The sequence below is a fragment of the Avibacterium sp. 21-586 genome, from assembly GCF_026226775.1.
GTDB lineage: Bacteria > Pseudomonadota > Gammaproteobacteria > Enterobacterales > Pasteurellaceae > Avibacterium.
In genome coordinates this window covers 1076300-1102799 of the sequence record NZ_JAKKOD010000001.1, presented here as the reverse complement: position 1 = coordinate 1102799, position 26500 = coordinate 1076300, and the positions used below count along the sequence as shown (strand labels likewise).

16 protein-coding genes are annotated in these 26500 nt (G+C 40.9%); 3 read left to right on the top strand and 13 right to left on the bottom strand.

The features are described 5' to 3' along the window. Position 1: 1 nt before the first annotated feature. From L5B71_RS04985 to L5B71_RS04970, 4 genes are read right to left on the bottom strand one after another with little or no spacing between them, the layout of a single operon-like run. Positions 2–1060: a peptide ABC transporter ATP-binding protein gene (locus tag L5B71_RS04985; protein ID WP_265757276.1), complete on the bottom strand. Its 1059-nt coding sequence runs from the start codon at positions 1058–1060 to the stop codon at positions 2–4. Positions 1061–1068: 8 nt separating this feature from the next. After that, positions 1069–1959: an ABC transporter permease subunit gene (locus L5B71_RS04980; protein ID WP_265757275.1), complete on the bottom strand. Its 891-nt coding sequence runs from the start codon at positions 1957–1959 to the stop codon at positions 1069–1071. Beyond that, entirely contained in the window at positions 1949–2914 is a 966-nt protein-coding gene (locus L5B71_RS04975) for an ABC transporter permease (protein ID WP_265757274.1), read from the bottom strand. Before L5B71_RS04975 ends, L5B71_RS04980 begins: the two co-directional genes overlap by 11 nt. Before the next feature lie 11 nt (positions 2915–2925). Beyond that, entirely contained in the window at positions 2926–4608 is a 1683-nt protein-coding gene (locus tag L5B71_RS04970; RefSeq protein WP_265757273.1) for an ABC transporter substrate-binding protein, read from the bottom strand. Positions 4609–4673: 65 nt separating this feature from the next. On the opposite strand from L5B71_RS04970, the gene L5B71_RS04965 reads away from it, so the two are divergent. The 3 genes from L5B71_RS04965 (at position 4674) to L5B71_RS04955 (ending at position 8201) form a co-directional block, all read left to right on the top strand. After that, positions 4674–6077 (top strand): YcjX family protein, encoded by a 1404-nt coding sequence (locus L5B71_RS04965; RefSeq protein WP_265757272.1) that lies wholly within the window; start codon positions 4674–4676, stop codon positions 6075–6077. A gap of 22 nt (positions 6078–6099) precedes the next feature. After that, positions 6100–7161, top strand: a complete 1062-nt coding sequence (locus L5B71_RS04960) for a TIGR01620 family protein (RefSeq protein ID WP_265757271.1) — start codon at positions 6100–6102, stop codon at positions 7159–7161. A 95-nt stretch (positions 7162–7256) separates the two neighbouring features. Next, positions 7257–8201 carry a sigma 54-interacting transcriptional regulator gene (locus tag L5B71_RS04955; RefSeq protein WP_265757270.1) on the top strand — a complete coding sequence of 315 codons (945 nt, stop codon included), beginning with the start codon at positions 7257–7259 and terminating at the stop codon, positions 8199–8201. A 25-nt stretch (positions 8202–8226) separates the two neighbouring features. On the opposite strand, the gene hflX is transcribed toward L5B71_RS04955, so the two are convergent. The 9 genes from hflX to sfsA all read right to left on the bottom strand — a co-directional run bounded on the left by hflX (position 8227) and on the right by sfsA (position 26497). After that, the gene (gene hflX / locus L5B71_RS04950) at positions 8227–9603 is read right to left on the bottom strand and encodes a ribosome rescue GTPase HflX (protein ID WP_265757269.1); all 1377 of its coding nucleotides are present in this window, start codon (positions 9601–9603) and stop codon (positions 8227–8229) included. A gap of 2 nt (positions 9604–9605) precedes the next feature. Continuing rightward, positions 9606–9899 (bottom strand): RNA chaperone Hfq, encoded by a 294-nt coding sequence (hfq, locus tag L5B71_RS04945; protein ID WP_265757268.1) that lies wholly within the window; start codon positions 9897–9899, stop codon positions 9606–9608. A 105-nt stretch (positions 9900–10004) separates the two neighbouring features. Beyond that, positions 10005–10931, bottom strand: coding sequence for a tRNA (adenosine(37)-N6)-dimethylallyltransferase MiaA (gene miaA / locus L5B71_RS04940; RefSeq protein WP_265757267.1), 927 nt, complete (start codon positions 10929–10931; stop codon positions 10005–10007). Further along, positions 10931–12865 (bottom strand): DNA mismatch repair endonuclease MutL, encoded by a 1935-nt coding sequence (gene mutL, locus L5B71_RS04935; RefSeq protein ID WP_265757266.1) that lies wholly within the window; start codon positions 12863–12865, stop codon positions 10931–10933. The genes miaA and mutL overlap by 1 nt, the downstream gene beginning before the upstream one ends. A 23-nt stretch (positions 12866–12888) precedes the next feature. Next, on the bottom strand, positions 12889–14235 hold the full coding sequence (locus L5B71_RS04930) for an N-acetylmuramoyl-L-alanine amidase (RefSeq protein ID WP_265757265.1): 1347 nt from the start codon (positions 14233–14235) through the stop codon (positions 12889–12891). Between the two features lie 21 nt (positions 14236–14256). Continuing rightward, positions 14257–14757, bottom strand: coding sequence for a tRNA (adenosine(37)-N6)-threonylcarbamoyltransferase complex ATPase subunit type 1 TsaE (gene tsaE, locus L5B71_RS04925; RefSeq protein WP_265757264.1), 501 nt, complete (start codon positions 14755–14757; stop codon positions 14257–14259). Between the two features lie 143 nt (positions 14758–14900). Further along, entirely contained in the window at positions 14901–16088 is a 1188-nt protein-coding gene (gene tyrS / locus L5B71_RS04920) for a tyrosine--tRNA ligase (protein WP_265757263.1), read from the bottom strand. Between the two features lie 272 nt (positions 16089–16360). Next, positions 16361–25387 carry a YadA-like family protein gene (locus tag L5B71_RS04915; RefSeq protein WP_265757262.1) on the bottom strand — a complete coding sequence of 3009 codons (9027 nt, stop codon included), beginning with the start codon at positions 25385–25387 and terminating at the stop codon, positions 16361–16363. 393 nt (positions 25388–25780) lie between these two features. Then, on the bottom strand, positions 25781–26497 hold the full coding sequence (sfsA, locus tag L5B71_RS04910; protein ID WP_265757261.1) for a DNA/RNA nuclease SfsA: 717 nt from the start codon (positions 26495–26497) through the stop codon (positions 25781–25783). Between the last annotated feature and the right edge of the window lie 3 nt (positions 26498–26500).

The following is a 26500-nucleotide window of genomic DNA, read 5'->3' as shown; positions in this document are numbered from 1 at the left end:
CCTATTCTTCGTTATTTTCATCCGTATTAATGATAAGTGGTGTTATCACGTCTTCGTTTTCTTTTCGCTGATTTTCACGCAAATTGAGGGGAAAATGACAGGCAAATTCGTGATGTTTGATTCGTCTTGTAGGCGGTTTATTGATGCATTTTTTCTGTGCAAATGGGCAACGAGGACCAAGGCGGCAGCCAATAGGCAGTTGATCTAACAGGGGAACACTACCACGCAATGTACCTAGGCGGTTTTTGAGTGGCAACGGCTGTTTAAAATCAGGAATAGAATGCAATAAGGCATTGGTGTAAGGGTGGTGTGGTGTGTTTAGCACACTTTCTTTTGGCCCTGATTCCGCATTTTGTCCACAATAAAGCACACTGAAACTGTCGCACCATTCACGGATACTATTTATATCATTGCTTGCTAGCAAGATAGATGTGCCTTGATTTTGGTTCATACTCAATAATAGGCGGAAAATTTGCACCTTGGTAATAGATTCCAACGAGTTGGTCGGCTCATCAGCAATTAATAAGCGGGGTTGATTGGCAACAGCAGCGGCAATCATTACCTTTTGTCCTTCCCCTTCGGTAATTTCATCGGGGTAACTGTTCATTATATCTTTGTGATCTTTAATCCCCACGCGGTGTAATAATTCAATTGCACGTCGCTTTTTCCAGCCAAACCACTGCCACCAACGCCCTTTAAATGTCCAAGATGGGATATTTTGAATAAGTTGCTTACCAATTTTTGTGCTTGGATCTAAGTTGGTAAGTGGTTCTTGGAAAATCATTGAGATCTCTTTACCAACCAATTTCCGTCTTTTATGTGGACTAAGCTTGAGTAATTCCACATCATTAAAACGAAAGCGATCGGCGGTAACAATCCACGAATCTTTAATGGTGTTACAAATCACTTTTGCAATCAGGCTTTTCCCAGAGCCTGATTCCCCGACCAAGCCACAGATTTCCCCTTCATTTAAGGTAAGATTCACATTATCGATGATTCTCACGCGACCATTTGGTGTTTTTATTTCTATGCAAAGATTGCGAATATCAAGTAGTGCCATAGGAATCCCTATTCATAATATCTTTCAATTGCTTTATTGACACCATTACCAAGTAATAAAGCTATTAAGATCACTACCATAATAGCTAGTCCAGGCAGGATAACTGTCCAAGGTGCAAGATAAATCAGTTCGAGAGAATCTTTAATCATTACTCCCCATTCAGGTATAGGGCTTTGTGCACCTAGAGAAATAAAACTTAATGCACTAATATCTAGGATTGCAATAGCAAAAGCTCGAGTGATCTCTTGGATATATTTTACCCAAATATTTGGAAAAATTGCTTCCTTGAGTAATATCCAATTTGACGCGCCTTCAAGACGGAGCATTAAGACATATTCTTTCTTCAACTCTTTCTGAATTGCTTGATAAATTTCATGGATAAAGTGCGGTAATAATGCCAAAGTAATAGCTAGCATCGCATTAATAAGGCTAGGTTGCATTAATGTGGCAATAATGATTGCAATCAGCAAAATCGGGGTGGACAAAAAGGCATCCAGAAAATGCCCTAAGATACGAGATTTAATTCCTTGTGACATCCCTGCCAAAATCCCCATTATGCCACCTAAAAACGCAGTAAAAATTACTACAATCAGCCCTGAGCCTAGTGTATAGCGTGCGCCAGTAATTAAACGGCTTAATACGTCACGTCCAATATCATCGGTACCAAAGAAATAAGCAATCTTTCCACCATTTACCCAAGACGGTGGCATTAATTCAAAACCAACAAATTGCGCATCACTAGAATAAGGCGCAATGAAAGGGCTAAAAATTGCGGTTAAAATAAACAACAAAAAAAGATAAAAACTAGCGAGTGCTACTTTATCTTGCCGAAAAAGTTTCCAAATTGTTGTTAGCGTCCCCGTATCACGGAATGTTGCAGTAGTATCTTTATCTTGCATACCAGCCTTTCTTATTTAGCGGATCTAAAATGAAGGTGAGGGTTTCTACCAATAAATTCACCACAATAATACATAATCCAATCACAATAATACCTGCGGAAATACTGTTGTAATCTTGCTGTGCAACAGCATTAATTAACCAGCGTCCAATACCAGACCAGCCGAATGTACCCTCTACAAGCATACATTGTGCGATTACAAGCGTAAATAAACGAGTCATTTGTGGAACCAGCAGTGGCAAGGTGTTAGGTAAAATATGTACGCGTAAAATTTTGCACATAGACCAACCTCTTGTCGTAGCAATTTTGATATAGGTTTGTTCAAATAAATATTCTGCACGTCCTTGCACAATACGGATGATTTCCATCATTGGCCAGATAGTCAGTACTAAAGTAGGTAAAATCAAGTGTTGCAATACGTTTTGAATTACTTTGATTCGATAAGGTTCATCGATAAACCATACATCAATAATAGGAAATCCCGTTATGGGGTGAATTTCATAAAGCAAATTATATTGCCCAATAGCAGCAATTTCCCAGCCATAAATAGCCGCTGCATAAAGTAATAGAGGCGCAAGCCAAAATACGGGAAGCGAAAGACCAATAACAGATAAAGTGCGGACCATTTTTCCTAAGGTTTTTTTTCGATACATTGCACCGATTAGGCCTAATGGGATACCAAAAATAATTGCAAGTAAAATGGCACTAACACATAATTCTAAAGTCGGAGGTAGTACGGTTAATACTAAATTGCTTAGCGATTCTCCACCATTGTAACTAATCCCTAGGTCGCCTTTCAGCAAGTTTTGTATATAAGGTAAATAGCCTGAATAAAAATAAGGTACAGCTAAGGTTTCATTCAGTGGATCTCTCATAAGAACAGCATAGCTAATAAGAGATAGAACAATGAGAGTAATTGCTAACAAGATAAGATGTCTAAAAAAAGATAAAATCATTCTTCTTTTCCTCATTGATAGGATAACGTAGCGAAGTTAATACTACCAAAAGGTGCAAGCTCTAATCCCTTAACGCGAGAATTTGCGATTAGCATTCGCTTCACATTCGCAACGGGGATAATGGGTAACTCCGATAAAATAATTTCTTGTGCAATATTATAATAATAACGTCGATTTCGTAAAGTAGAGGTATTTAATGCACTATTCATTGCTTGCTCAAACGGTTGATAACACCAATTCGATAAATTGGTAATGTCATTGAGCGTGCCACAACTTAAAATTGGGCGCATAAAACTATCAGGATCTAAGTTCCCCGCGAGCCAGCCTGTGAGAATTAGGTCATAATCTTCTGAGCCATTCTTAAGCTGTTCAATCAAGTAAGTGCGCGTAACAGGACGAATGGACACCTCAACGCCTACTTTAGCAAGATCCTGCTTAATTAACTCAGCCATTTTGATTGGAGAAGGATTATAGACTTGTTCCTCATTTAGCACCCACATTATTAATTTAAGATGTTTATCTTGTAAAAAAGCTTTGGCAGCTTGTGGATTGTAATCATAAGCAAAATCAGGTGTGTTCACCGTTGCCGCCCAAGAAATATTAGGAATGATATTATTTGCTACACTTGCTGTATTATGATAGATACGATGAATAATTTTTCTGCGATCAATTCCTTGAGAAATAGCTCGGCGAAGGTATAAATTATTCATTGTCGGTTTAAGAAAATTAAACGCTAAATAAGATAAATTTACGCCTTCTGTTGATTTCAAATAATAGCGCTCATTAAATTGTTTTAAAATTCCTAGTTGTCTTACATCTGGGCTAGAGGTAATTTGACATTCACCATTTAAAAATTTAATCAAACGTCCAGTTCTATCGGTAGAAAGATCAATAATGACATGCTCAATTTTGCCTTTTTTACGCCAATAATCGTCATTTCGGACTAAACGAACATATTGGTTATGAATAAAATTTTTGAGTTTATAAGGGCCTGTCCCGACAGGTAACGTATCTAATTGAGAAAGGTTGTCATCTGCATTAAGTTGTAAAGCATATTCCTGAGAAAATATAATTGCGTATTGGCTAGCTAGATGCGAGATAATAGAGGCATCGGGTTGATAAAGATGAATTTGCACTTGGTCAGGTGCTGTAGCAATGACTGATTGGATTTTTTCACGTAATTTAATGCTTTCAAAATAAGGAAAGCGCACTTTACGAGCCTGTTCATGGAAAATGCGGTATTGAGGATTTGTATAATCCATAGCCGTTTCTAAGTTTGGTAACGCGGTATTATGGCCTAGCACTCGATTCAGCGAAAAGACCACATCTTCTGCATTAAAATCACGTGTTGGTGTGAACCAATCTGTCTGATGAAACTTAACTCCCTTACGTAAATTGATAGTAATCGTCTTACCATCATCGGATAAACTATAATTTCTAGCAAGAACTGGCTCAACATTCGCACTGTTATTCTTAATTTCAAATAATTTATTGTAAATTTGCTCGGTAACCACATTCATACTTGTTCCAGCATCACTGGTTTGTGGGTTAAATGATAAACCATTTGCTTGCGTACAATAAATTAATCCGTTTTCAGTGAGTATATCGGGGATTCTTGGCGCCGCGTGGCTAGATAAACTTATTAAGCCCACAAGTATTGAAATACCGTGCGTAATGATTTTTCTTGTCAACATAATAGGCATATTTGTGATAAATTATGGGTAAATTTTAAAGTATATTACTGAAATAGAGAAATAAAATGTTTAATTATATTCAAAAAGAGCTAGATAATTTAATTGATCGTGGGTTTGATCGCACTTTGCGTTTAGCGGTAACGGGATTAAGTCGCAGTGGAAAGACGGCATTTATCACAAGTCTTGTAAATCAGCTTTTACATATTAATATGGTTGATAATACGCATTTACCATTGTTTAATGCCGCGCGAGAGAAACGCATTTTAGCGGTGAAGCGTATTGAGCAGCGACTAATGCATATCCCACGTTTTGAATATGAAAATAATTTAAAATGTTTAGCTGATGACCCACCTCATTGGCCAAATTCTACTCGTGGTGTAAGCGAAACACGCTTGGCAATCCGTTATCAGCAAACTGGGTTATTACGGCATTTAAAAGAAACGAGTACATTGTATCTTGATATTTTTGATTATCCAGGTGAATGGCTTTTAGACTTGCCTTTGCTTGAGTTAAATTTTCAGCAATGGAGTGAGCAGCAGCGTGAATTTATGCAGGGACAACGTCTTGAATTAGCACGCCAATGGATGACTAAATTAGCGCAAATTGATTTATTGGCTAAGGCTGATGAGGAGGTTTTGGCACAGCTTGCCAAAGATTACACGCAATTCTTACTGGCTTGTAAAGAGAAAGGCTTGCATTTTATCCAGCCGGGACGGTTTGTTTTACCAGGTGAGTTGGAAGGGTCACCAGCAGTGCAGTTTTTCCCCTTAGTGCACCTTAATTCAGAGCAATGGAACTTGTTAAAAAAGGCTTCTGGAAGTAGCTATTTTGCTGTTTTGGCAAAGCGTTATGATTATTACTGCCAACATATTGTAAAAGGTTTTTATCGAGATTATTTTTCTACCTTTGATCGACAAGTGATTCTTGCTGACTGTCTGACACCTCTCAATCATAGCCAACAGGCATTTTTAGATATGCAAGAGGGATTGCAACAACTATTTCAAAGTTTTCACTATGGAAAGCGAACCTTTCTTAACCGAATATTTTCTCCCCAAATTGATAAATTAATGTTCCTTGCAACAAAAGCAGATCATATCACTAAAGAGCAACGTCATAATCTTGCTAGCCTATTACGTCAGTTAGTGCAGGAAGGGGGGCGTTATGTGGAATACGAAGGGATTGAAACTGCATATAGTGTTATTGCCGCAATTCGTGCAACTCAGCAAGTGACGGTAAATCAAAATGGAAAACTGTATTCCGCAATCCAAGGAATCAGGCAAAAGGATCAGCAAAAAATTACCCTATACCCAGGTGAAGTGCCGAGCCGTTTGCCAAATGCCCCATTTTGGCAAACACAGCGTTTTGAATTTGACCAATTTGAACCACAGCCCCTTGAACAAGACGGTCTAATCCCTCATTTAAGGATGGATGCAGTGTTACAATTCTTGCTAGCAGATAAGCTAGATTGAATGCAATGGAGACATATAACTAATGGAAAAACAAATTTTTCATCCCCCACTTGAAGAGCAAGAACAACAAGCGTTTGCACCTAAGCAGACTTTTTCACAAGAAAATGTAGTGATAGCGCCTGATGAGGAAGATAAACTGGGTGAACTCAGCCCTCAATTTGAGCAAGCGATAAAACCTCAACCCCGTTGGTGGAGAAAATGGCTTATTGGTTCAGTCATCTTTTTTGGCAGCGCAGTGATTGCTCAATCAGTGCAATGGTTAGTGGATACGTGGCAAAATCAGCAATGGATTTATTTTTCTTTTGCGCTTGCCGGTAGTTCATTAGTGATATTAGGGCTTAGTGCGATTATTAATGAATGGCGTAAACTGGTGAAATTGAAAAAACGTATGCTTCTACAAGAAAAAAGCCAATCTTTGCTTAATCAAAGTCAGGCTGATCTTCTGCAAGGTTTTTCTCCACAAGAAAGTCAAACTGTGCAACAGCTATGTCAAGATATTATTAAGACAATGGATATTTCACCACAGTCACCGGAAGTTATTCAATGGCAAAAACAAACAAATGAAGGGTATTCTGCCAATGAAACGGCTTATTTATTCAGTCAAATTGTACTGAAGCCAATTGATAAGCAGGCACAAAAGCTGATTAGCAAAAATGCGATTGAATCTGCAGCAATTGTCGCAATTAGTCCGCTAGCTGTGATAGATATGTTCTTTATAGCCTGGCGAAATATTCGCTTAATTAATCAATTAGCTAAACTCTATCATATTGAATTGGGGTATTTTAGTCGTTTGCGTTTATTACGAATGGTATTGTTAAATATGGCTTTTGCTGGGGCAACAGAACTAATACAAGAGTTTGGAATGGATTGGCTTTCGCAAGATGTGACAGCAAAATTTTCCGCTCGTATTGCACAAGGAATTGGCGTAGGGATACTCACCGCAAGACTTGGTATTAAAGCGATGGAGTTTTGCCGACCACTTGCTTTTAAACAAGAAGAACGTCCACGTCTAAAACATATTCAGACAGAAGTTTTATCTAATTTAAAAGCGTTATTATTGTCGGGTAAAAAGCAAAGTAATTAATTTTTACCTAAAGTTGTAAATTTTTGTTTCCATTTTTACTAAAAAGTTTACAATGATGGGCAAGCTTCACTAGTAAGTTCAAGTCGGGAGGAGTGATGTCAGCAGAGAAAGATCTTTTTTCACAGATGGTTATGCGAAGCCATAAAATGAAAGCTATGGTGGAAAAAGCCAAAAAATTTGCTTTGCTAGACGCTCCTTTGCTCATTCAAGGTGAAACGGGAACAGGCAAGGATCTTATTGCAAAAGCCTGCCATTTTTATAGCCCGCGAGGGGAAAATAAATTTATTGCCGTAAATTGTGCGGGTTTACCTAGTGAAGATGCAGAAAGTGAAATGTTTGGACGGGCTAATTCTCAAGCGGAAAGCCAAGGCTTTTTTGAGTACGCCAACGGTGGTACGGTACTACTAGACAGTGTCGCAGAGTTACCTTTGATCCTGCAAGCAAAATTATTGCGTTTTCTTAACGATGGGACATTTCGCCGTGTGGGGGAAGAAAAAGAGCATTATGCCGATGTGAGAGTGATTTGCACCTCGCAAGTTCCCCTTAGCCATTATGTGGAAAAAGGCAAAATGCGTGAAGACTTATTTCATCGTTTGAATGTGCTTAGCTTAAATATTCCTCCACTACGTGAGCGCCAAGAAGATATACCTGTGCTTAGTGAGATTTTTATTCATCAAATTAGCCAAGAATTAGGCATTTTGGTTCCACACCTTGATGAGACTTTATTGAATTATCTCACTCATTATACTTGGGGAGGCAATGTGCGAGAATTATATAACGCATTATATCGAGCCTGCTCATTGTCCGAAAATAATCAGCTTACGATTGCCGATTTAGGCTTGGAGCAACAACAAATCTGTTTGCCAAGTATTGAACAATTTGGTAATCAAACCCTTGATGAAATGATGAATAATTTTGAGGCGATGGTGCTGCAGAAATTTTATGAAGAATATCCTAGCACCAGAAAGCTTGCTTCAAGACTAGGCGTTTCGCATACAGCGATTGCGAATAAATTAAAACAATATGGTATCGGGAAATAGCGATCAAACAAAGGAAAAACGTTCTTTATTTACCTAAATAATCTATTAAGTGCGGTTGTTTTTTCAATAATTTTTGCCATTCACTTTGCTCAATATTTATCTTCAGTAAAAATTCCCCTTGATCACTGATGTTTTCCTCACGGATACAATCCATTTCATACAGCCAATGGCGAATTTTACCCGCTTGTGGCGGTAAACAAAGCTGTAATTGCGCAATGCTTTTGCTCAATTTTTGCCGAATAGCATCGAATAATAGGGCAATACCTTGTTGCAAATGAGCGGAAATATACACTGCCACAGGGCGATTTTGCTCATCATATTGAATATGTGGTGCAAGGTTTTCCACTTGGTCAATTTTGTTATAAACCAGCAAAGTAGGCACTTGGTTAGCGTTGATTTCTTGTAAAACTTCATTCACCGCGTGGATATTTTCCTCTTTTCGAGCATCGGCACAGTCCACAACGTGCAATAACAAACTGGCTTCCGTGGTTTCTTGCAGCGTGGATTTAAAAGCAGAAACTAAATCGTGTGGCAGATCACGAATAAAGCCGACGGTGTCTGCTAAAATCGTAGTGCCAATATCGGGAATGCTTAAACGGCGTAGGGTAGGGTCAAGGGTGGCGAAAAGCTGATCCGCAGCATAAACCTCTGCATTGGTGAGCAAATTAAACAGCGTTGATTTGCCCGCATTGGTATAGCCCACTAAGGAAATAGTCGGAATATCCGCTTTCTTTCTGGTTTGGCGATTTTGATTGCGTTGCTTTTCCACTTTATTCAAGCGATTTTGTAACTGAGCAATGCGAACTTTGATCAAACGGCGATCGCTTTCCAGCTGGGTTTCCCCTGGTCCACGCAAGCCTACCGCACCTTTTTGCTGATCTAAGCCTGTTTTACGCCGCACTAAACGGGTCGCAAGGTGTTTTAATTGAGCCAACTCGACTTGCAACTTCCCTTCGTGAGAGCGTGCACGCTGGGCGAAAATATCTAAAATCAGCCCCGTGCGATCGACTACGCGACATTCACAAAGATGCTCTAAATTTCGCGTTTGCGCAGGTGTAAGGCAATGATTCACCAAAATCACATTGGCATTGTGATCTTTTACCGCTTGGGCAATTTCTTCTGCTTTACCCAACCCGATAAAATACTTCGCTTGTGGTGTAGCACGGCTGGTGGTGATAATGGTGGCAACCTCTACTTGGGCAGATTCAGCTAAAAGCTGGAATTCAGCTAAATCGTCCAGATTTTTATCCGCAGAAAAAAAGGCTTGCACAATAATGCCACGATCTGCTGGCATATCTTGTGATGAAGAAGAGGAGTAAAAAGGTGAAAGTGCGGTGGAAATTTCCTCTAAATTTTCTACCGCACTTTTCCCTGCTATATTTGGAACGGTTGAATTACCCAAAATTATTCAGCTTGTGTTTCTGTCGGTGCTTCCATTGTCGATTCTTGTGTTGTTGGTTGCTGTTGTTGGTGGGATTGGTTGTTATGGTGAGAAATAGCTCGCGCGGGTACAACTGTGGAAATTGCGTGTTTATAAACCATTTGATTAACAGTATTTTTTAATAAAATAACAAATTGATCGAAGGATTCAATTTGTCCTTGTAATTTAATCCCATTGACGAGATAAATTGAAACTGGAATACGCTCACGACGTAATGCGTTTAAGTAAGGATCTTGTAATGATTGTCCTTTTGCCATAGTTATTTTCCTTCTTATATTAGTTATAGGGTTTTATGAGAACAAAAATCGTCTCCGCTTTTCAATATAGCAATAATCTTTCTTAATGTCATCACTGTGTACTAATTATTTCAACGTTTGCATCATTTGTGCGAAAGATTTTTCAGTGGCTAAGCTATCTAGCCAAGTGAGGGCGAATTTCCAACCGCGTAGCCAAGTTATTTGCCGTTTGGCTAGCTGCCGTGTAGCACAAATCCCACGGAAGATCATTTCATCGTGATTATAATCGCCTTGCAAATATTCCCACATCTGACGATAGCCCACACAGCGAATAGAAGGTAAGTTGGCGTGTAAATCAGCGCGCTGATAGAGTTTTTCCACTTCTTGCTGAAAACCTTGTTCGATCATTTTATGGAAACGCTGTTCAATGCGTTGGTGTAACACTTGACGATCTTGTGGAGCAATAGCAAATTGCGTGATCTCATAAGGAAGCGCTTCGCCTTTTTGTGCGGTTAACTCAGTGAGCGATTTGCCCGTGAGATAAAACACTTCTAACGCACGGTTGATCCTTTGGCTATCGTTAGGATTAATGCGTTGTGCAGAAACCGGATCGATTTTTGCCAGCTCTTGGTGCAAGCCATTCCAACCAATTTGCGCGGCTTTTTGCTCAATTTCTTGACGCAAACTTTCATCTGCTGAAGGCAATGGTGAAAGCCCTTCAAGCAAGGCTTTGTAATAGAGCATTGTGCCTCCTACTAACAAAGGAATTTTACCTTGCGCCGTAATGTCCGCCATTTCACGCAAAGCATCTTGACGAAAGTTTGCGGCAGAATAACTTTCACTGGGATATTTAATATCAATCAAACGGTGTGGCGCGAGCGCCAGTTCTTCCGCATTGGGTTTTGCCGTGCCAATATCCATTCCACGATAAATTAAGGCAGAATCCACGCTGATCACTTCCACAGGCAAATGTTGGCATAATCTAATTGCTAAGTCTGTTTTACCTGAAGCCGTCGGCCCCATTAAGAAAATTGCACGAGGTTTGGCTGACATTATTGCTCCTGCGCTAAATAAGTTTGCCAATCAATGGCGATAAATAACGGCGATAAATCAAATTCTGCCTGTTGCTGCGCCAGCTTTTCGGTTTCACTGAGCAAATTTACCGCATCACTGAAAATATCAATCTCAGCATAATCCAGTTGGTGGCAAAGTGCGGTTAAAAACTGTGTGAAATTGTCTATGTTTTGATTTAACAGATTGCCCACACATTGCTGTAAATTTTGTTGACGCAAACAGCTTGGCACTTTGCTTAAACTAATGCGATGTTGCACAAGATTTTCATTAAAATCAAAACCTGCTTGTGCAAAGAAGATTTTTTGTTGCTTCCAATGGGCTTGCTGGTCATTATTCAAACGAAACATTATGGGGATCAGCAAGGCTTGTTGCGGCACATTATTTTGTTGCAAGCTTAATTGAATATGCGTTTGTTGCAATCTTTTCATTGGTAACAAATAAAATTGCTGATCTTGTTGTAATAACAATGCCTTATGTTCGACTAATGCCAACGTGCGTAGTATATGGCTAGATTGTTCAAACGGCATTTCAGGCACCGATTGAATATTGCTCGCGATGGCTGTTTGTGTGGTTTGCAGTAATTCACCATAGGTCTGACGTGCCGTTTTTGAGATAGAAGACGTTTTGGTGTAATATGCAACGTGCGGTGTAAATTTTGCTGATTTTTCTACCGCACTTTCTTTTGGTATATTTTTTTCAGCCGTGCTTTTCCCCACCGTATTCCGCTCATTCCGTTCAGCATAATCAGACATTGGTTGAAAAATATTGCGTCCTGCCGCCGCACGGTTTGCCGAACCCTGATTAGGTTGCCATAAGCCTTGCGGTTCTTGCACTTGCAATGGCGTTTGGAATGGCTCATTTGCCACTTGTGAGGTTAGGCTTTGTACTGTCGCAGTCTCATTACGCCCTAATTCAACGCTTGTTTGTAAAGCATTTTGTACACCCTGATAAATAAAATCGTGCACCAAACGCGCTTGCTGGAAACGCACTTCGTGCTTGGTCGGGTGTACATTCACATCCACCTCGTTTGGATTGAGATCAATAAACAGAATATAAGCAGGGTATTCTTCTGAACCTAAATAATCTGCATAGGCCTGACGAATGGCGTGAGTGATCACTTTATCACGCACCATTCTGCCATTCACATAGCAATAAGTGAGATCGTTTTGCGAACGCTTAAAATGCGGTTCAGCCACCCAACCAGAAAGGTGCAAATCATCGTGCTTCCAATCAATATGCAAAGCGTGCCTAATAAAGGTATCGCCACAAATGGCAGCAATACGCTTTAATTTTTGCGAAAAATCCACCGCACTTTTGTATTGACGCACGATTTTGCCATTATGCGTGAGTGTGAACGCAATATGGGGTTTTGCCAAAGCAATACGGCGAATCACTTCATCAATATGAGAAAACTCTGTTTTATCGGTGCGTAAAAATTTACGTCTCGCAGGCGTATTAAAAAATAAATTAGCCACTTCAACGGTCGTGCCAACAGGGTGAGATGCAGGTTGAATAATGGTTTCCATTTCACGCCCTTGAGCATAAACCTGCCACGCTTCTTTTTGGCTTTCCGTGCGAGAGGTGAGGGTAAGGCGTGAAACGGAGCTAATACTTGCCAGTGCCTCACCACGAAAGCCTAAACTTAGAATGGCTTCTAAATCTTCAATGCTAGCAATTTTGCTGGTGGCGTGGCGTGCAAGGGCAAGGGAAAGTTCGTCTTTAGGAATGCCTGTACCATTATCACGAATACGGATCAGGCTTGCACCACCATTTTCAATATCCACTTGAATTTTGTTTGCACCCGCATCAAGGCTGTTTTCCACTAATTCTTTCACCACAGACGCAGGGCGTTCCACCACCTCGCCAGCAGCGATTTGGTTAGCAAGTTGCGGTGGTAGAATTTGGATTGGCATTGGCATTCCTATGATCAACAGTCCTAACGTAGCTGAATTTTTTGCCCTGTTTGAACGTTACCGTTTTTCAATTTGGGATTGAGTTTTAACAGTGTTGGCACAGGAATATGATATTCACGCGAAATCGCATACAGGGTTTGATCTTTTTTCACTGTATGGAATTTCGGCGTTGTTTTGTCTTTTCCGTTATTCTCGGTTTTTGTGTTTTTGCTTACCGTGTTATCCGCTTTTTTATTATCGGTTTTTGACTTATCTGTCTTTTTATTATCTGCTTTTTTGTTTTCTGTTTTGCTTGTTGTTTTACTGTTTTTCTGCTCAGATTTATTGGCTAGCGTTTTAGTATTTTTGCCATTGTCAGGAATTTTAATGGTTTCACCAATCCATAATTCACGGCGTTTGAGCTTATTTAAGGCGATAATATCGCTCATTTTTACATCATATTTAGCTGCCAATCCACCAAGGCTTTCACCATTTTTTACGTTATGGCGAATACCACTGTCTTTCGGTAATGCTTTGTTTAAAGAGGATTTTTGTTGCGAATTTCTCACCGCACTTTCATTTTCGGTATTGATGGCAGGAGTTTTGGCTACATTAATCTCACTTTTTACATTACGGCGGCGGAAATCCACTAAACTTTCATAAATCACCCTTGCTAATTTTTTACGATAAGCGAGAGAGTTGAGCTTTTTCTCTTCATCAGGATTGGATAAAAAACCCGTTTCCACCAAAATAGATGGAATATCAGGGGAACGCAACACCCCAAGGCTGGCGTGCTGTGGCGTGCTACGGCTTAAGGTGGTGATGTTGGCAAAGCGGCGTAACACAATCGAACCAAGCTCATAACCCACACGTTGGCTATGACCAAATTGCAAATCAAGTACCGTTTGATCTAAATATTTCTCTTTATGTGATGCTAATACTGAACCGGCGCCGCCTAATAGCTCAGAACGTTTTTCGTGGTCTTCTAGCCATTGCCCCATTTCGCTGTTCGCACGGCGATTAGAGAGTACCCACACAGACGCCCCGCGTAAATCAGGAGAAACGGAAGAGTCGGCGTGAATGGAAACGAGATAATTGGCTTTATATCTACGCGCAATTTCTGAACGATCAGGCACAGAGATATAATAATCCCCTTTACGGGTTAGTACTGCACGAAAATTAGGATCATTATCTAGCAGCGCTTTTAATTCTTTTGCAATAGAAAGGGTCACATTTTTTTCATAGATATGTTGTGTACGGCTAATCGCACCGGGATCTTTTCCGCCGTGTCCTGGGTCAATGGCGATCGTCCAAATATTGGCGAAAGCGTTTGAAGCGGCAAATGCGCTACATAAGAAAAAAAGATAAATAAATTGGTAAAGGTTTCTCATTATAAAACGTCACAAAATAGCTTAGGTTATTGAGTTATCAATTTGTGATGCGATGAGTTGTTGAACAATCTGCTGACCTTGCTTGCTTCTTACTTGCAAGGTGAGATTTCGTGCGTCATCAGCATAATCAATTTGAATAATTAAATCAGGTTCAGGCAACAAACCTTGCCCTTTTTCTGCCCATTCAATAAGGCAAATACTGTGTGGATTGAAATAATCTCGAATCCCCATAAATTCCAATTCTTCAGGATCACTTAAACGATATAAATCAAAATGATAGATTGATTGCTCAGCTAAATGATATTCCTCCACTAAGGTATAGGTTGGGCTTTTTATCTTACCCTCATAGCCTAAACTCTGAATCATTCCACGGCTTAAGGTTGTTTTTCCCGCACCTAGGTCACCGCTTAAATAAAAAACAATGGCTTTTTCAGCCGTCATTTGGCTGGCGATGCGCATCAATTTTGCCCCAAACTGGCACATTGCCATTTCATCAGAGATATACTGGGTAAAATTAAGCATTCTTTCCTCGCGGTAAACTAGAATAAAAATAAGTATCAAATTGTACCGCACTTTTGTGGATTTTTATAGATGCTTAATAAAAAAGCGGTATTTTGCAATACCGCTCATCTTGTATTAAGAAAAAAAGTGACAGTAGATAAGTATTATTTGACGGTTACTCGAGCAAATTTACGTTTACCCACTTGATATACAGCGGTTGATGAAGAAATTATCGCTTTCGCATTTTCTACTTTTTCACCATCAATTTTGACGCCCCCTTGCTGCACCATACGCATTGCTTCAGAAGTAGAACTGACCAAGCCTGCTTCTTTTAACAAGTTGGCTAAACCCATTTCGCCTTCAAACGTGAATTCTGGCATTTCATCAGGAAGTGCCCCTTTTTGGAATCGGTTAATAAAGGCTTGTTCGGCAGCTTCTGCCTCGGCTTCAGAATGGAAACGTGCCGTAATTTCTTTCGCTAATAACACTTTTACATCACGCGGATTACGCCCTTGTGCAACCTCTTGTTTGAATTGTGCAATCTCATTTAATGGACGGAATGAAAGCAAATCATACCAATCCCACATCAGCTCATCAGAAATGGACATCACTTTACCGAACATTTCATTCGGTGCATCATTTACACCAATATAGTTACCAAGGGATTTGGACATTTTTTTCTCACCATCTAACCCCACTAGCAATGGCAATGTAACGGCTACTTGTGGCTTTTGTCCCTCTGATTTTTGCAATTCACGGCCAATCAGCAAATTAAAGGTTTGGTCTGTTCCACCGAGTTCCACATCGGCTTTCAAATGTACTGAATCATAACCTTGTAATAAAGGATAAATAAATTCGTGAATCGCAATAGGTTGATTATTGCTAAAACGTTTTTTAAAGTCATCACGTTCTAGCATTCGAGCCACCGTATAATTAGAGGCAAGACGAATCATTCCCACCGTGCCTAATTCACCTAACCACGCAGAGTTGAATACGATTTCTGTTTTTTCAGGATCTAAGATCTTGAATATTTGTTCTTTATACGTTTCCGCATTACGAAGCACATCTTCACGAGAGAGAGGAGGGCGAGTCGCATTTTTTCCAGAAGGATCGCCGACTGTCGCCGTAAAATCACCAATTAAAAATATCACATGGTGACCAAAATTCTGGAATTGACGTAATTTATTTAGGACGACAGTATGCCCTAAGTGAATATCTGGTGCGGTTGGATCGGCCCCTAATTTAACTCGTAAGGGACGATTTTCTTTAAGTTTCTCAATTAAATCCTGTTCTGAAAAAATTTGATCCGTACCACGTTTAAGCTCAGCGAGAATGTTGTTTATCTCTGTCATTGGTTTTTCCTATCTGATTTAGCTAATACAAACTTGATTATTATAGATAATATTAGCCAAATGAAAAGGTAATATTACGGCTTCACCTTTTATTGATAGCAAAATTTGATTGAAAATCTACCGCACTTTAAAACGAATGATCAACAGAAGTGGCGCAACCCATATTTTATTTAGGCAATAAAAAAGAGCTGTAATGATTTTATCACTACAGCTCTTATTCGCGTTTAGTTTAGATCAAGATGAATCTTGCTAAAACTTTGTCTAGTGCGCGATTACCATTGGTAACCTACACCCGCACCGACTGAAGTTTTACCTCTGGTATTGCTACCCGCATTGAGTTTGATGATAACTTTACCATTATCAGAGATACGCGATACCCCTACTGCAATGGCTTGTTGGTTACCATGTGTACCTCCAGCTATCGCAACCATGCTCTTACCAGGAATATAAGCCTGTGGTAAGCTTGCCATTGCTGCTGCTGTTGCGGCATTACCATCCATATCTTTTTTCAATTTACCGATACGTCCAGCAAGATGTTTAGCTACATTTTTCACTTGACCTACAGTAGCTGCATCACTATCTGCGATACCTGGTGCAACGTTAGTAATACGATTTCCACCATTGCTTAATCCGTTGCTACCCAAATTCACTGAGTTACGTGGATCTGCATCAGAAGGAATCGATACACCTTTCTCATCGATGGTTGTATTAGCAACCTCAACACTTTGTAAGCCTTTGACTTTTTTCGCTAGCTTAACAGTGAGTTTCGCATTTTCACCATCTTGTGACGCAACAACACCGATATTATTGTCTGAAAGCTCATCTTTTGCGCCACCAACAATTTTCGCTGTTTTATTCAGCTTAGTTGAGGCTTTGCCTTTGTCACCTTCATATTTAATACCATCGTTCAAGGTTGCAACTTGTTCACCATTTACATCAAGACGATCTTTTGGTGTGGTACCGTCCAGACCTGGTTCACCTTTAACAACTTTAACCGTTGCTTGTGGTGATGTACCATCAGCACCTTTAGGACCAGTTAAACCGATAGAACCATCTTTACCGTTAACAGCTACACCTGCGACACCATCAGCACCTTTCACACCAATTGTGCCGTCTTCACCGTTACCACCAACGCTGAGGTCTTTACCTAAGCCAATATCTAAGCCTTTTGAGCCATCAGCTGCTTTAGTCACTGTGATACCGTTTTTACCTTTCAACGCAATTTGTTTACCTAAATCTTGTTGAACTGTGTCACCGTTATCATCAGTTAAACCAAAGCCACCGCCGTTGTCGGCATTGGAAATGTTAGTAATCGCATCAGATGCTGCTTTTTGTACCGCATATAACTGGCTACCATTCACTGCATCTTTGCTGTTTTCAGAAACGTCACCGTCTTGTACGCCAGTGATTTTCTTATCTCCGGCATTAATACCGCCTTTGGAGATATTTACATCACCTACTTTCAAGCCATCTTTGGTGAGCGCCACATCATCGCCAACTTTCACACCATCTTGATTTAAGACAGTATCGCCAGCAGTGACACTATCAACTTTCAGATCTTTAGTGGTTGCAACAGTATAAGTTGTGCTTCCATCTGCATTAGTAGCTGGTGTTACAACAATATTGTCACCTGCCTCTACTTTAGTGGTCGCAGCTTTTGTTGCTTCATTCAATTGGCTAAGGTTGACAGCATCAGTATCTTCAGTGCCTGCAGCCACGTTGGTAATTTTGTTACCACCGTTATTTAAGCCATCTTTACCAAGAGAAACTGTTTTATCTGCAGCTGGTTTATTGCCATTTTCATCTGCTGCATCAAAAGTGATGGTGTTGAGATCGCTTAACTCTCTCGCCATTTTCACAATTAATGCACCATTTTCTACATCAACACGAGTATTCGCATCGGTAGCAGAAGCGTCATTAGCTAAACCGCCTTTCACCGTTAAGGTTTCATTCAGTTTCTTAGCAATTTCACCACCTTGGTTACCTGTGAATTTCAAGCCATCATTTAAGGTAGCCACTTCTTCACCGTTAACTTCTAAACGTGGTTTTGTTTCTCCATCAGTACCATCAACACCCGGTTTACCATCTGTTTTGGTGGTTAAGGTTACGCCATCAGCGCCATCTTTACCTGCGATACTGATACCTGGTTTACCGTCTTGACCAGTGTCACCTTTAATGCTAACGCCATTCTTACCATCTTTGCCTTTCACATCAATAGAACCTGCATTTTCATCGTCACCAATGGTCAGATCTTTCTTCAAGCCAAGCTTGATTTGATTATCTTCTACGGTGGTTACAATGTTGCCATCAGGATCGGTGAATTTCACGGTTTCCCCTAGATTCACATGATCTTTATCAGTAATACCAGCACCCATGTTATCAGCAGTGATATCAAAGCCTTTGTTAGCAAGCTCTGTTTTCGCTGCATCTAATTGACTAACATTCACGGCATCTGTTGCGTCTGTACCATTTGCTACGTTAGTGATTTTGTTACCACCATTATTGAGACCTGCATCAGTTAATGACACATTTTGTGCTGGATCAGCTTTGCTATTCGTAATAGTGATACCATCTTTATTGATCATCGTTTGGTCTGCTGCATCGGTGCCAAATGTTGCTGAAGTCAATCCTGCTAATTCTTTAGCAAGTTTAACTGTGAGCGTATCAGTACCGTTTGATACAACACCAATGTTGTTATCAGACAGGTCGTCTTTATTTGTTACGCCACCAACAATTTTAGTTTCTTCACCCAATGCTTGAGTAAACGCGTTGTCACTACCTTCAGCTACATCACCGCTGTATTTTGTACCTTTAGTCATTAGGGCATCAGCAGTGTTTTTCAGATCGCTTACGTTAACCGCTTTATTTGGATCATCGTTAGCTGCTGTTTCCAGCGCAGTAGTGAAATCATCGCCTGTTTTTGAACCATCAGGATTAATCGCTGATTTTACGTTATCCAATGTTTGCGCTGTAGCTGCACCTGTGTTGTCAACTAATGTTGTGCCTGCAGGTGTTTGTACTTCAGCGTTCTCTGCTGGTTTGCCATCAACAACATCGCTGGCTTTGTAGAAGTTGTCGCCTACTTTAACTAGCGTGTCACCAGCCTCGTTGGTGTAGCTGATCGGTAAGCCAGATACATTGATACGAATCTCACTGGTTTTGCCATCATCTGCAGTAGTTACTGAGGCTACGGTGTTCGTACCGTCCACAAAGTTTACGGTGTCGTATGGTTTCACAAAGTCTTTTGCTTCACCATTACCTTGTAAGTTCCAACCAGCATTTAACACATCACCGACAGTAGCTGCATTGTTGTAAATATCACCAACATTGCTAGGTGCTGCTTGTACTTTTGTTGATTCTGTTGCTGCTGTTGTGGTTGGTTTACCGTCTGCACCAATTGTCATATCACCAGTATTATAAGTTGGTGCTAAGCTACCTTTAACATTGGTTAATGTAGTAGGTGTGGTGGTGCTACCGTTTGCATCATTCACAGAAGTAATGATATCACCTGCTGCAACTTCGGTTGGTGCGGCGTTAGTTGTTGGATCTACTTTCACTGTACCATCTGAATTCACATCATCAGCGTTGTAGAACTTACCATCATTCGCTTTAACTACTTTTGTGCCATCTGCTTTAGTGTAAACCACTGGCAATTGAGCACTGTTAGTCAAGGCTTGGGCATTCACATCAATGGTAATGGTGTGAAGCTCATCAGTAGAATCCGTTTTGCCAGATACCGTAGCGGCATTAATACCAACAAATTTAACTTCGTGAGCATTGTTCACCGTATGGCTATAAGGTGTACTAAGGTCGCCAGTTGTCTTATCGCTACTTACTGCCCAACCCATTTTACGCAGATCGCCAACAGTTGCCGCTGTATCATCAGAGACACCAGTTGCTGTTTCTAAGTTTAGTAATCCATCTACTGGTTTACCCTCAGAAATCGTACCCAAGCCACTTGTAACATTACCTAAAGTTTGAGCAGTGGTTGTCGCCCCATCTTTATCTGTAAGTTTAGTACCTGTTGGCGTTTGTTCTTCTCCATTTGGTACACCATTAGTCACATCGCTAGCTTTGTAGTATTTATCACCAACCTTAACTAAGGTATCACCTTCATCATTCACATAGCTAATTGGTAAGCCCGTAACATTAATACGAACGGTGCTTTGTTTACCATCTAAGGTGGTATCTACAAACGCATTCGTATTGTTACCATCAGCAAAGTTAACGGTATCGTATGGTTTCACAAAGTCTTTTGCTTCACCATTACCTTGCAAGTTCCAACCTGCATTTAACACATCACCGACAGTAGCTGCGTTGTTGTAAAGTTTCGCTGCTTCTTCAGCACTTGGTGCTTCTTGTGATTTCGTAGCTTGATCCTCAGTCGCAGGGGTTGTAGTTGGCTTCCCTGTTGCAGGATCAATCACCATATCATCCATATTGTAGGTTACTGGCAAGCTGGTTGTTAGTCCACTGATTGTGCCATTTGTACCATCAACGGTGATTGGTTTAGCATTTGGAGCAGTTTTATCACCAATAGTCACCGTGCTATTTAAGCTAATGTTAACTTGGTTATCTTCTGTGATGGTGGTGATGATATTATCATCTGGATCAGTAAACTTAACGGTTTCACCCAGTTTCACCTTATCTGAAACGTCATTATCAGCAATAATATTAAAGCCTTTTTCTTCTAATGCTTTTGTTGCATTTTTCAGATCACCAATATTTGCTGCATTGGTTAGGGTGCTACCTGTTGCGTCGGCTAATTCTGTGCCTGCTGGCAAGCCACTTGCAACGTTGGTGATTTGGTTATTACCATTGTCTAAGCCATTTTTACCAATCGTTACATCATCATTATCACCACCAATATAGGTTGAACCTTCTGCGGTGTGTACAGCAAGCTTATCGCCATTTGCATCAGTCAATGTTGTTGAAGAACCGGTAATCTCAGTGGTGTTACCTGCTGCATCTTCAAAAGTGGCGCTGGTTAAGCCTGATAATGTTTTAGCCAATTTCACTGTAATGCTGCCATCTGCCTTACCTACTGTACCAATATTATTCTCTGTTACATCAGTTGCACCACCTAGAACAGAAAGCACTTCACTCGGTTTGCGTTTAATGACAATGGCACCATTATCACCTTTGAACTGATCTTGGGTGTTGTTAATTGCATTGTAAACTTCGCCACCAGTAACTGCATTAGTATTACCTTCTTTCACATCATTTGTGTCAGCTGGTTTATTAATGGTCACATTGGTAAAGTTTGGCGTGCTAGTAGTCGCAATTTTGATGCTACCATCCTCATTAGTGATATTGATATTATCACCATTTACAAAGTTTAATGTGTTATTGTCTTTGTCGATAGTTTTAGCATCTGTGCCATTTACTTGAGCCTTCCAGCTTTGTAATGCACTATCAGCTTTGGTTAAGCTGTCTTTAGTTGCTTGGCTTAAATCAACATTGTATGCTAATACACCATTATCATCTTCTGTACCACCTGTTACAGAGACTGCATCAGAGCCAGCAACCGTTGTTTTGGTTGCACTAACGGTATATTCTGTATGGCCGTCATCTTTAACCGCAGAAGTCACATTCGCTTGTTTTGCACCAACAACAGTGGTTTTCGCTGCTGCAGTGGTCGCATTTAATTGGCTAAGATTAACTGCATCTGAATCTGCTGTACCATTTGCAACATTAGTTATCTTAGTATTATTTGCATTAATACCACTCTTAGTTACACTTGGGCCATTAGTGATAGTCAAACCATCATTATTAATTGTGGTATCACCAGCTTGTACGCTAGTTAAGCCTCTTAGCTCTTTCGATAATTTCACTGTTAGCTTATTAGTGCCATCTGCATCCACACCAATATTGCCGTTTGATAGTTTTGTGGTATCAGTTTGTTCGCCAACAATGTTTAATGTGTCGCCCAGTTTACGGGTAACGTTTGTGCCAGTATCGCCTGCAAACGTGATACCTTGGCTTTCGATAGCTGTTTTCGCATCTACACCTTTTTGGATGTCGGCTTTAGTGTTGGCACTTAAGTCAACCGCATAGTCAGTTACATTATTGCCATCTGTTGTGCCTTTTGTCACTGTTACTTTATCAGAACCAGCAGAAACGGTTGTGCCTTTGGCATTTACGGTGTAGATAGCCTGACCATCTGTACCTGGCGTTTTTGTAACATTTGCAATATTGGTACCCGCTGCTACTTCGGTTTTCGCTGCTTTAATGGCTTCATCAACAGTATTTTTACCTGTGCCACCAATATTGCTCATTGAAATTGAGCCGTTTGATGCAAGCACTGCATTGCCACCTAACACATTTTTAACAGAATTGCCTAAGTTACCCAACACATCATTGGTTGCATAAAGTTGGCTACCGTTGATGGCATCAGTTGATAATGGGTCAATTAAACCTGCTGCCACGTTTTGAATGCGGCGTTCACCACCAGAATAACCGACAGTCACGATACCATTTGCAGTTTTACTTCCACCAGCAAAATTGCCGTAAGTAATGCCATTCAGCGTTGCGCTTGTTACAGTTTGCGCACCGGCTGATTTGGTTGTGCCATTGATATCGCTGTCTTTGGTTTTCTGGTAACTATTAGCTGTTATCCCTGAGCTGTCCGCACCAAGGTAAACAGAATTAGAGATAGTCTCACCGAATCCACCCCCTAGCCTATTACCGTCGGCATCAGTATTGATACCTGAACCTAAAATAAATACGTTATTGCGCGTAATGTTATTGTTACTACCCACAGCAGCAGAATTCTTAACATTTATACCGCTATCATAGCCATTCTCAAGACTGCCGTCTGCTGCATAAGTTACCTCATAACCACCGACAACGTTTTTATTACCAAAGAGCAGAATGCCATTTGAATCCTCGGCAATAAAGTTATCATTACCTTGGATATGTGAGCTTGTTCCGCCATTCATATTTGGATCACCCACAACACTTGCACCAAGACCGGTTACTTGGTTTTTATAACCAATAGAGATTGATTTATCACCGCTAGCAATTGCACCGTTACCAATGGCAAGGGAATTTGGACCGCTTGCATTCGCATCTTTACCCATTGCAATTGCATCAGTATCGCTTGCAGCTGCACTTGTACCGATTGCAATAGCATTATTGGAATGAGCAAAAGCACGATCACCAATGCTAATGGCACTGCTGTATGTTGGATTAGATACGGTTTTACCAACACCTGTACCGTTTTCATCTACGAAACTGGTAGCCCCAGTACCAGCAAGGTAACCAATGTTGATATTCTTGCTACCCGTTACCTCTGAACCGGCATAAGTCCCGATTGCTACGCTGTCGCTGCCATGTACCGCACTGCCTGCGTTGTAACCCACAGCTGTGTTGTAATTACCCGTTGATTTACGCCCAGTTTGTGAACCAACAGAGAGATTATAACTGCCATTAGATAGTTGGCCTGCATATGCCCCTAAGCCCGTATTTTCTGAACCTGTTACAGTACTTAATGCAGCGTGTCCAAGGGCTGTGTTAATACTACCTGTGGTGCTTGAGAGGGTGCTTTGTGTTCCGATACCTGTATTCCACGCACCTGTTGTACTTTTACCCGCATTACGACCAATATAGACATTGGCTTTTTTAGTCTGGTCTGTACCTATGTTGCTAAGTTGCCCCGCAGCAGAACCGATATAAACGCTTTGCTCATCTGCAATTGTATTAGTAGAGGCAATATCACCGGCATTATTACCAATCGCCACAACATCAACCGCTTTGGCTTTTGCATTTGGACCAATCGCAATAGCATTTGTGCCAGTTGCCCCAGTATTATCTTTATTACCAGCTACAGTAGAATTCACGCTGAAATATTGAATTGTGCTGCCTGTGCTAAGGTTGTTCATTGCTTCTGTCAGTGCATAAAGCTGTGAACCATTGATGGCATCGGTAGATGTATTTGAAATTTGCCCTGCTGCAACATTGGTGATTTGGCGTTCTTTACCCGATGCTCCAACACTCACAACACCAGTTGGAGTTGTGCCCGCAAAATTGTAAGTTGTCCCTTTAATTTCTCGGCTAGCGGTGGGAACTGCGTTTGCAGTTGTTGAATTATTACCCAAAGCAACACTGTTCGCCGTAGAGGCTTGTGCGCCATAACCAATTGCAACCGCATTGGTAGCGGATGAGGTAGCATTCACGCCAGCTGTTACGGCATAGTTACCTGTTGCCCCAGCCTTGCTACCAACTATACCTTGGTTAGTTGCCGCATTACCTGCAATTTGGCTAGCGTTGGCAGTATTCGTGTGGAAATAGTTAATAGTTTGCTCTTGTAATGATTTCGCCACCACATAAAGCTGGCTACCATTGATAGCATCGGTACTATTAGCTTCTACCCTACCTGGTGCCACATTGACAATTTGGCGTTCGTGGCCAGCACTACCTACCGAAACTTGATCTCCTGCACTCACCTGTTGGGCACCTGCAAAGAAACCATTATAGGTAATACTTGAACCATCGCTTGATTGGATAGTTGCTTGAGTTACCTTGGTTGCAGTCGCATCGGTTCTACTACCTGCACCTAATGCAATGGCACCATCTCTAGTTGCAGTAGCACCAACCCCTAATGCCACAGACGCCACACTTTCTGCTCTGGCTTTAGTACCTAAGGCGGTGGCTAAATTCCCGCTTGCTACTGACTGCACACCAATTGCAACTGCTGCATTGCCTGATGCAGTGGTTCTTTGATAGTCAGTTCTAAAAGCTGAGCCTGTGATTGCTTTATAACTTACTGCTGCAGCACTAGTATTCCAATCGCCATCAGGCCCTTTGGAGGCTTTATCAACGTCGTCCCCACCAATCCCAATTGATGAATGTCCTGTTACATCCGTATCATTACCAATGGCAATGGATTGGTCACCGGTTGCATGAACAGTGCTACCCACTGCAACTTGTCCACCACTTGTCTGTCCATCTACCCCTGTAGTAGCTTGTTGACCGATAGCGACAGAACCTTGGGTACGACCTGTACCTAAAACACCAGAGGCTGCGCCATTGTCAGCGCCAATTGCAACAGAGTCAGAACCATTATTCGTTGCTCCACCTACCGTATAATTTGCAAAAGCGTTGCCTGCAGTTAATGCCATAGCAATAGCGAGGCTTATACGCGTTAAAGTTGCAAAGCCTAGAGTTTCACGGTTTACCGCTTGGCTTACCACTGTTTCTGTGCTGGTAGAGGATTTCGTTTGCCCTTTACCCAGTTCTGACACCACAACTAAACGTTGCAATGCTTTGTTATAAATGACTTTATAAATTTTATTCATGAGATTGTTCTCTTAACCTATTTTGGATTATTGTAATCTGGAATTAACCGTCAACTTGCTATGTTAGCAGGTTAACCCTCAATGAAAATCACAGATTTTGACCAATGTTATAATTAGACAGGTTCAAAATAATACTATGATGAGACAATAAGATAAATAAAAAAATGCTAATTTTTTGTAAAAAATTGTAAGCGTCTACTGGATGTTATGTGTAAACTTTTAGGAGATTAGCTAGGCGAAAAGCAATGACAGGAGAAAAAAAGTGCCTCTTTCTGTGGGGGGAGAGGCACGAAAATGTTGGAGTGATTATCTATTATTGTTTGAATGGTTAGATGATAATCGTTCTCAAATACCATGTCAATAAATAAATGAAAATAATTCTCAATAATTTTTTTATTCGATATAAGGCACGGAATTGGTGAGAGAAAGTGCGGTGGGAATGTGTTGAGAAAATGCAAATTCCCCTGCATAGGCATACACTTCCACGCCTTCTTTAATGGCTTGGCTGAGCAGTTTGGCATAGTCAGGATCAATATATTCTGCCACTTTGAAGCGATCGAAACCGTTGTGCAATCCGGCGAAAAAAATCACCGCTCTATGGCCAAGCTTTTTCATCGCCATTAATTCACGCAAGTGCTTTTGTCCGCGGGTTGTTACTGCATCGGGGAACATACCGAGGTTGCCTTTTACAAGCGTGACGGATTTCACTTCAACATAGCAATCGGGCAAGCCTTCGCCTTTGAGCAGAAAATCAATGCGGCTGTTTTCTTCGCCATATTTTATTTCAGGCAAAATTTCACTGTATGCGGCTAATTCTTTGATTCGCTTATTTTGCAAGGCTTCTAAGGTGAGCTGATTGGAGCGGTGCGTGTTAATGCACACCATTTGCCCATTTTTGAGCTGGGTGAGTTCCCACGAGTGGGGATACTTACGAGTTTTGCTGTCGGAGGTGGAATACCAAATGGTATTGCCTTTTTCGCCACAGCCTGTCATCGCCCCTGTGTTGGCGCAGTGAATGGTGAGTATTTCACCATTCGCCAGCTCTACATCGGCTAAAAAACGTTTGTAACGGCGTATCAGCGTGGCGGATTGAAGTGCAGGTAATTGCATTTT

Coding starts and splice junctions, on each gene's coding strand:
- L5B71_RS04985 (WP_265757276.1), bottom strand. CDS start 1,060: ATGGCACTACTTGATATTCGCAATCTTTGCATAGAAATAAAAACACCA.
- L5B71_RS04980 (WP_265757275.1), bottom strand. CDS start 1,959: ATGCAAGATAAAGATACTACTGCAACATTCCGTGATACGGGGACGCTA.
- L5B71_RS04975 (WP_265757274.1), bottom strand. CDS start 2,914: ATGATTTTATCTTTTTTTAGACATCTTATCTTGTTAGCAATTACTCTC.
- L5B71_RS04970 (WP_265757273.1), bottom strand. CDS start 4,608: ATGTTGACAAGAAAAATCATTACGCACGGTATTTCAATACTTGTGGGC.
- L5B71_RS04965 (WP_265757272.1), top strand. CDS start 4,674: ATGTTTAATTATATTCAAAAAGAGCTAGATAATTTAATTGATCGTGGG.
- L5B71_RS04960 (WP_265757271.1), top strand. CDS start 6,100: ATGGAAAAACAAATTTTTCATCCCCCACTTGAAGAGCAAGAACAACAA.
- L5B71_RS04955 (WP_265757270.1), top strand. CDS start 7,257: ATGTCAGCAGAGAAAGATCTTTTTTCACAGATGGTTATGCGAAGCCAT.
- hfq (WP_265757268.1), bottom strand. CDS start 9,899: ATGGCAAAAGGACAATCATTACAAGATCCTTACTTAAACGCATTACGT.
- miaA (WP_265757267.1), bottom strand. CDS start 10,931: ATGTCAGCCAAACCTCGTGCAATTTTCTTAATGGGGCCGACGGCTTCA.
- mutL (WP_265757266.1), bottom strand. CDS start 12,865: ATGCCAATCCAAATTCTACCACCGCAACTTGCTAACCAAATCGCTGCT.
- L5B71_RS04930 (WP_265757265.1), bottom strand. CDS start 14,235: ATGAGAAACCTTTACCAATTTATTTATCTTTTTTTCTTATGTAGCGCA.
- tsaE (WP_265757264.1), bottom strand. CDS start 14,757: ATGCTTAATTTTACCCAGTATATCTCTGATGAAATGGCAATGTGCCAG.
- tyrS (WP_265757263.1), bottom strand. CDS start 16,088: ATGACAGAGATAAACAACATTCTCGCTGAGCTTAAACGTGGTACGGAT.
- L5B71_RS04915 (WP_265757262.1), bottom strand. CDS start 25,387: ATGAATAAAATTTATAAAGTCATTTATAACAAAGCATTGCAACGTTTA.
- sfsA (WP_265757261.1), bottom strand. CDS start 26,497: ATGCAATTACCTGCACTTCAATCCGCCACGCTGATACGCCGTTACAAA.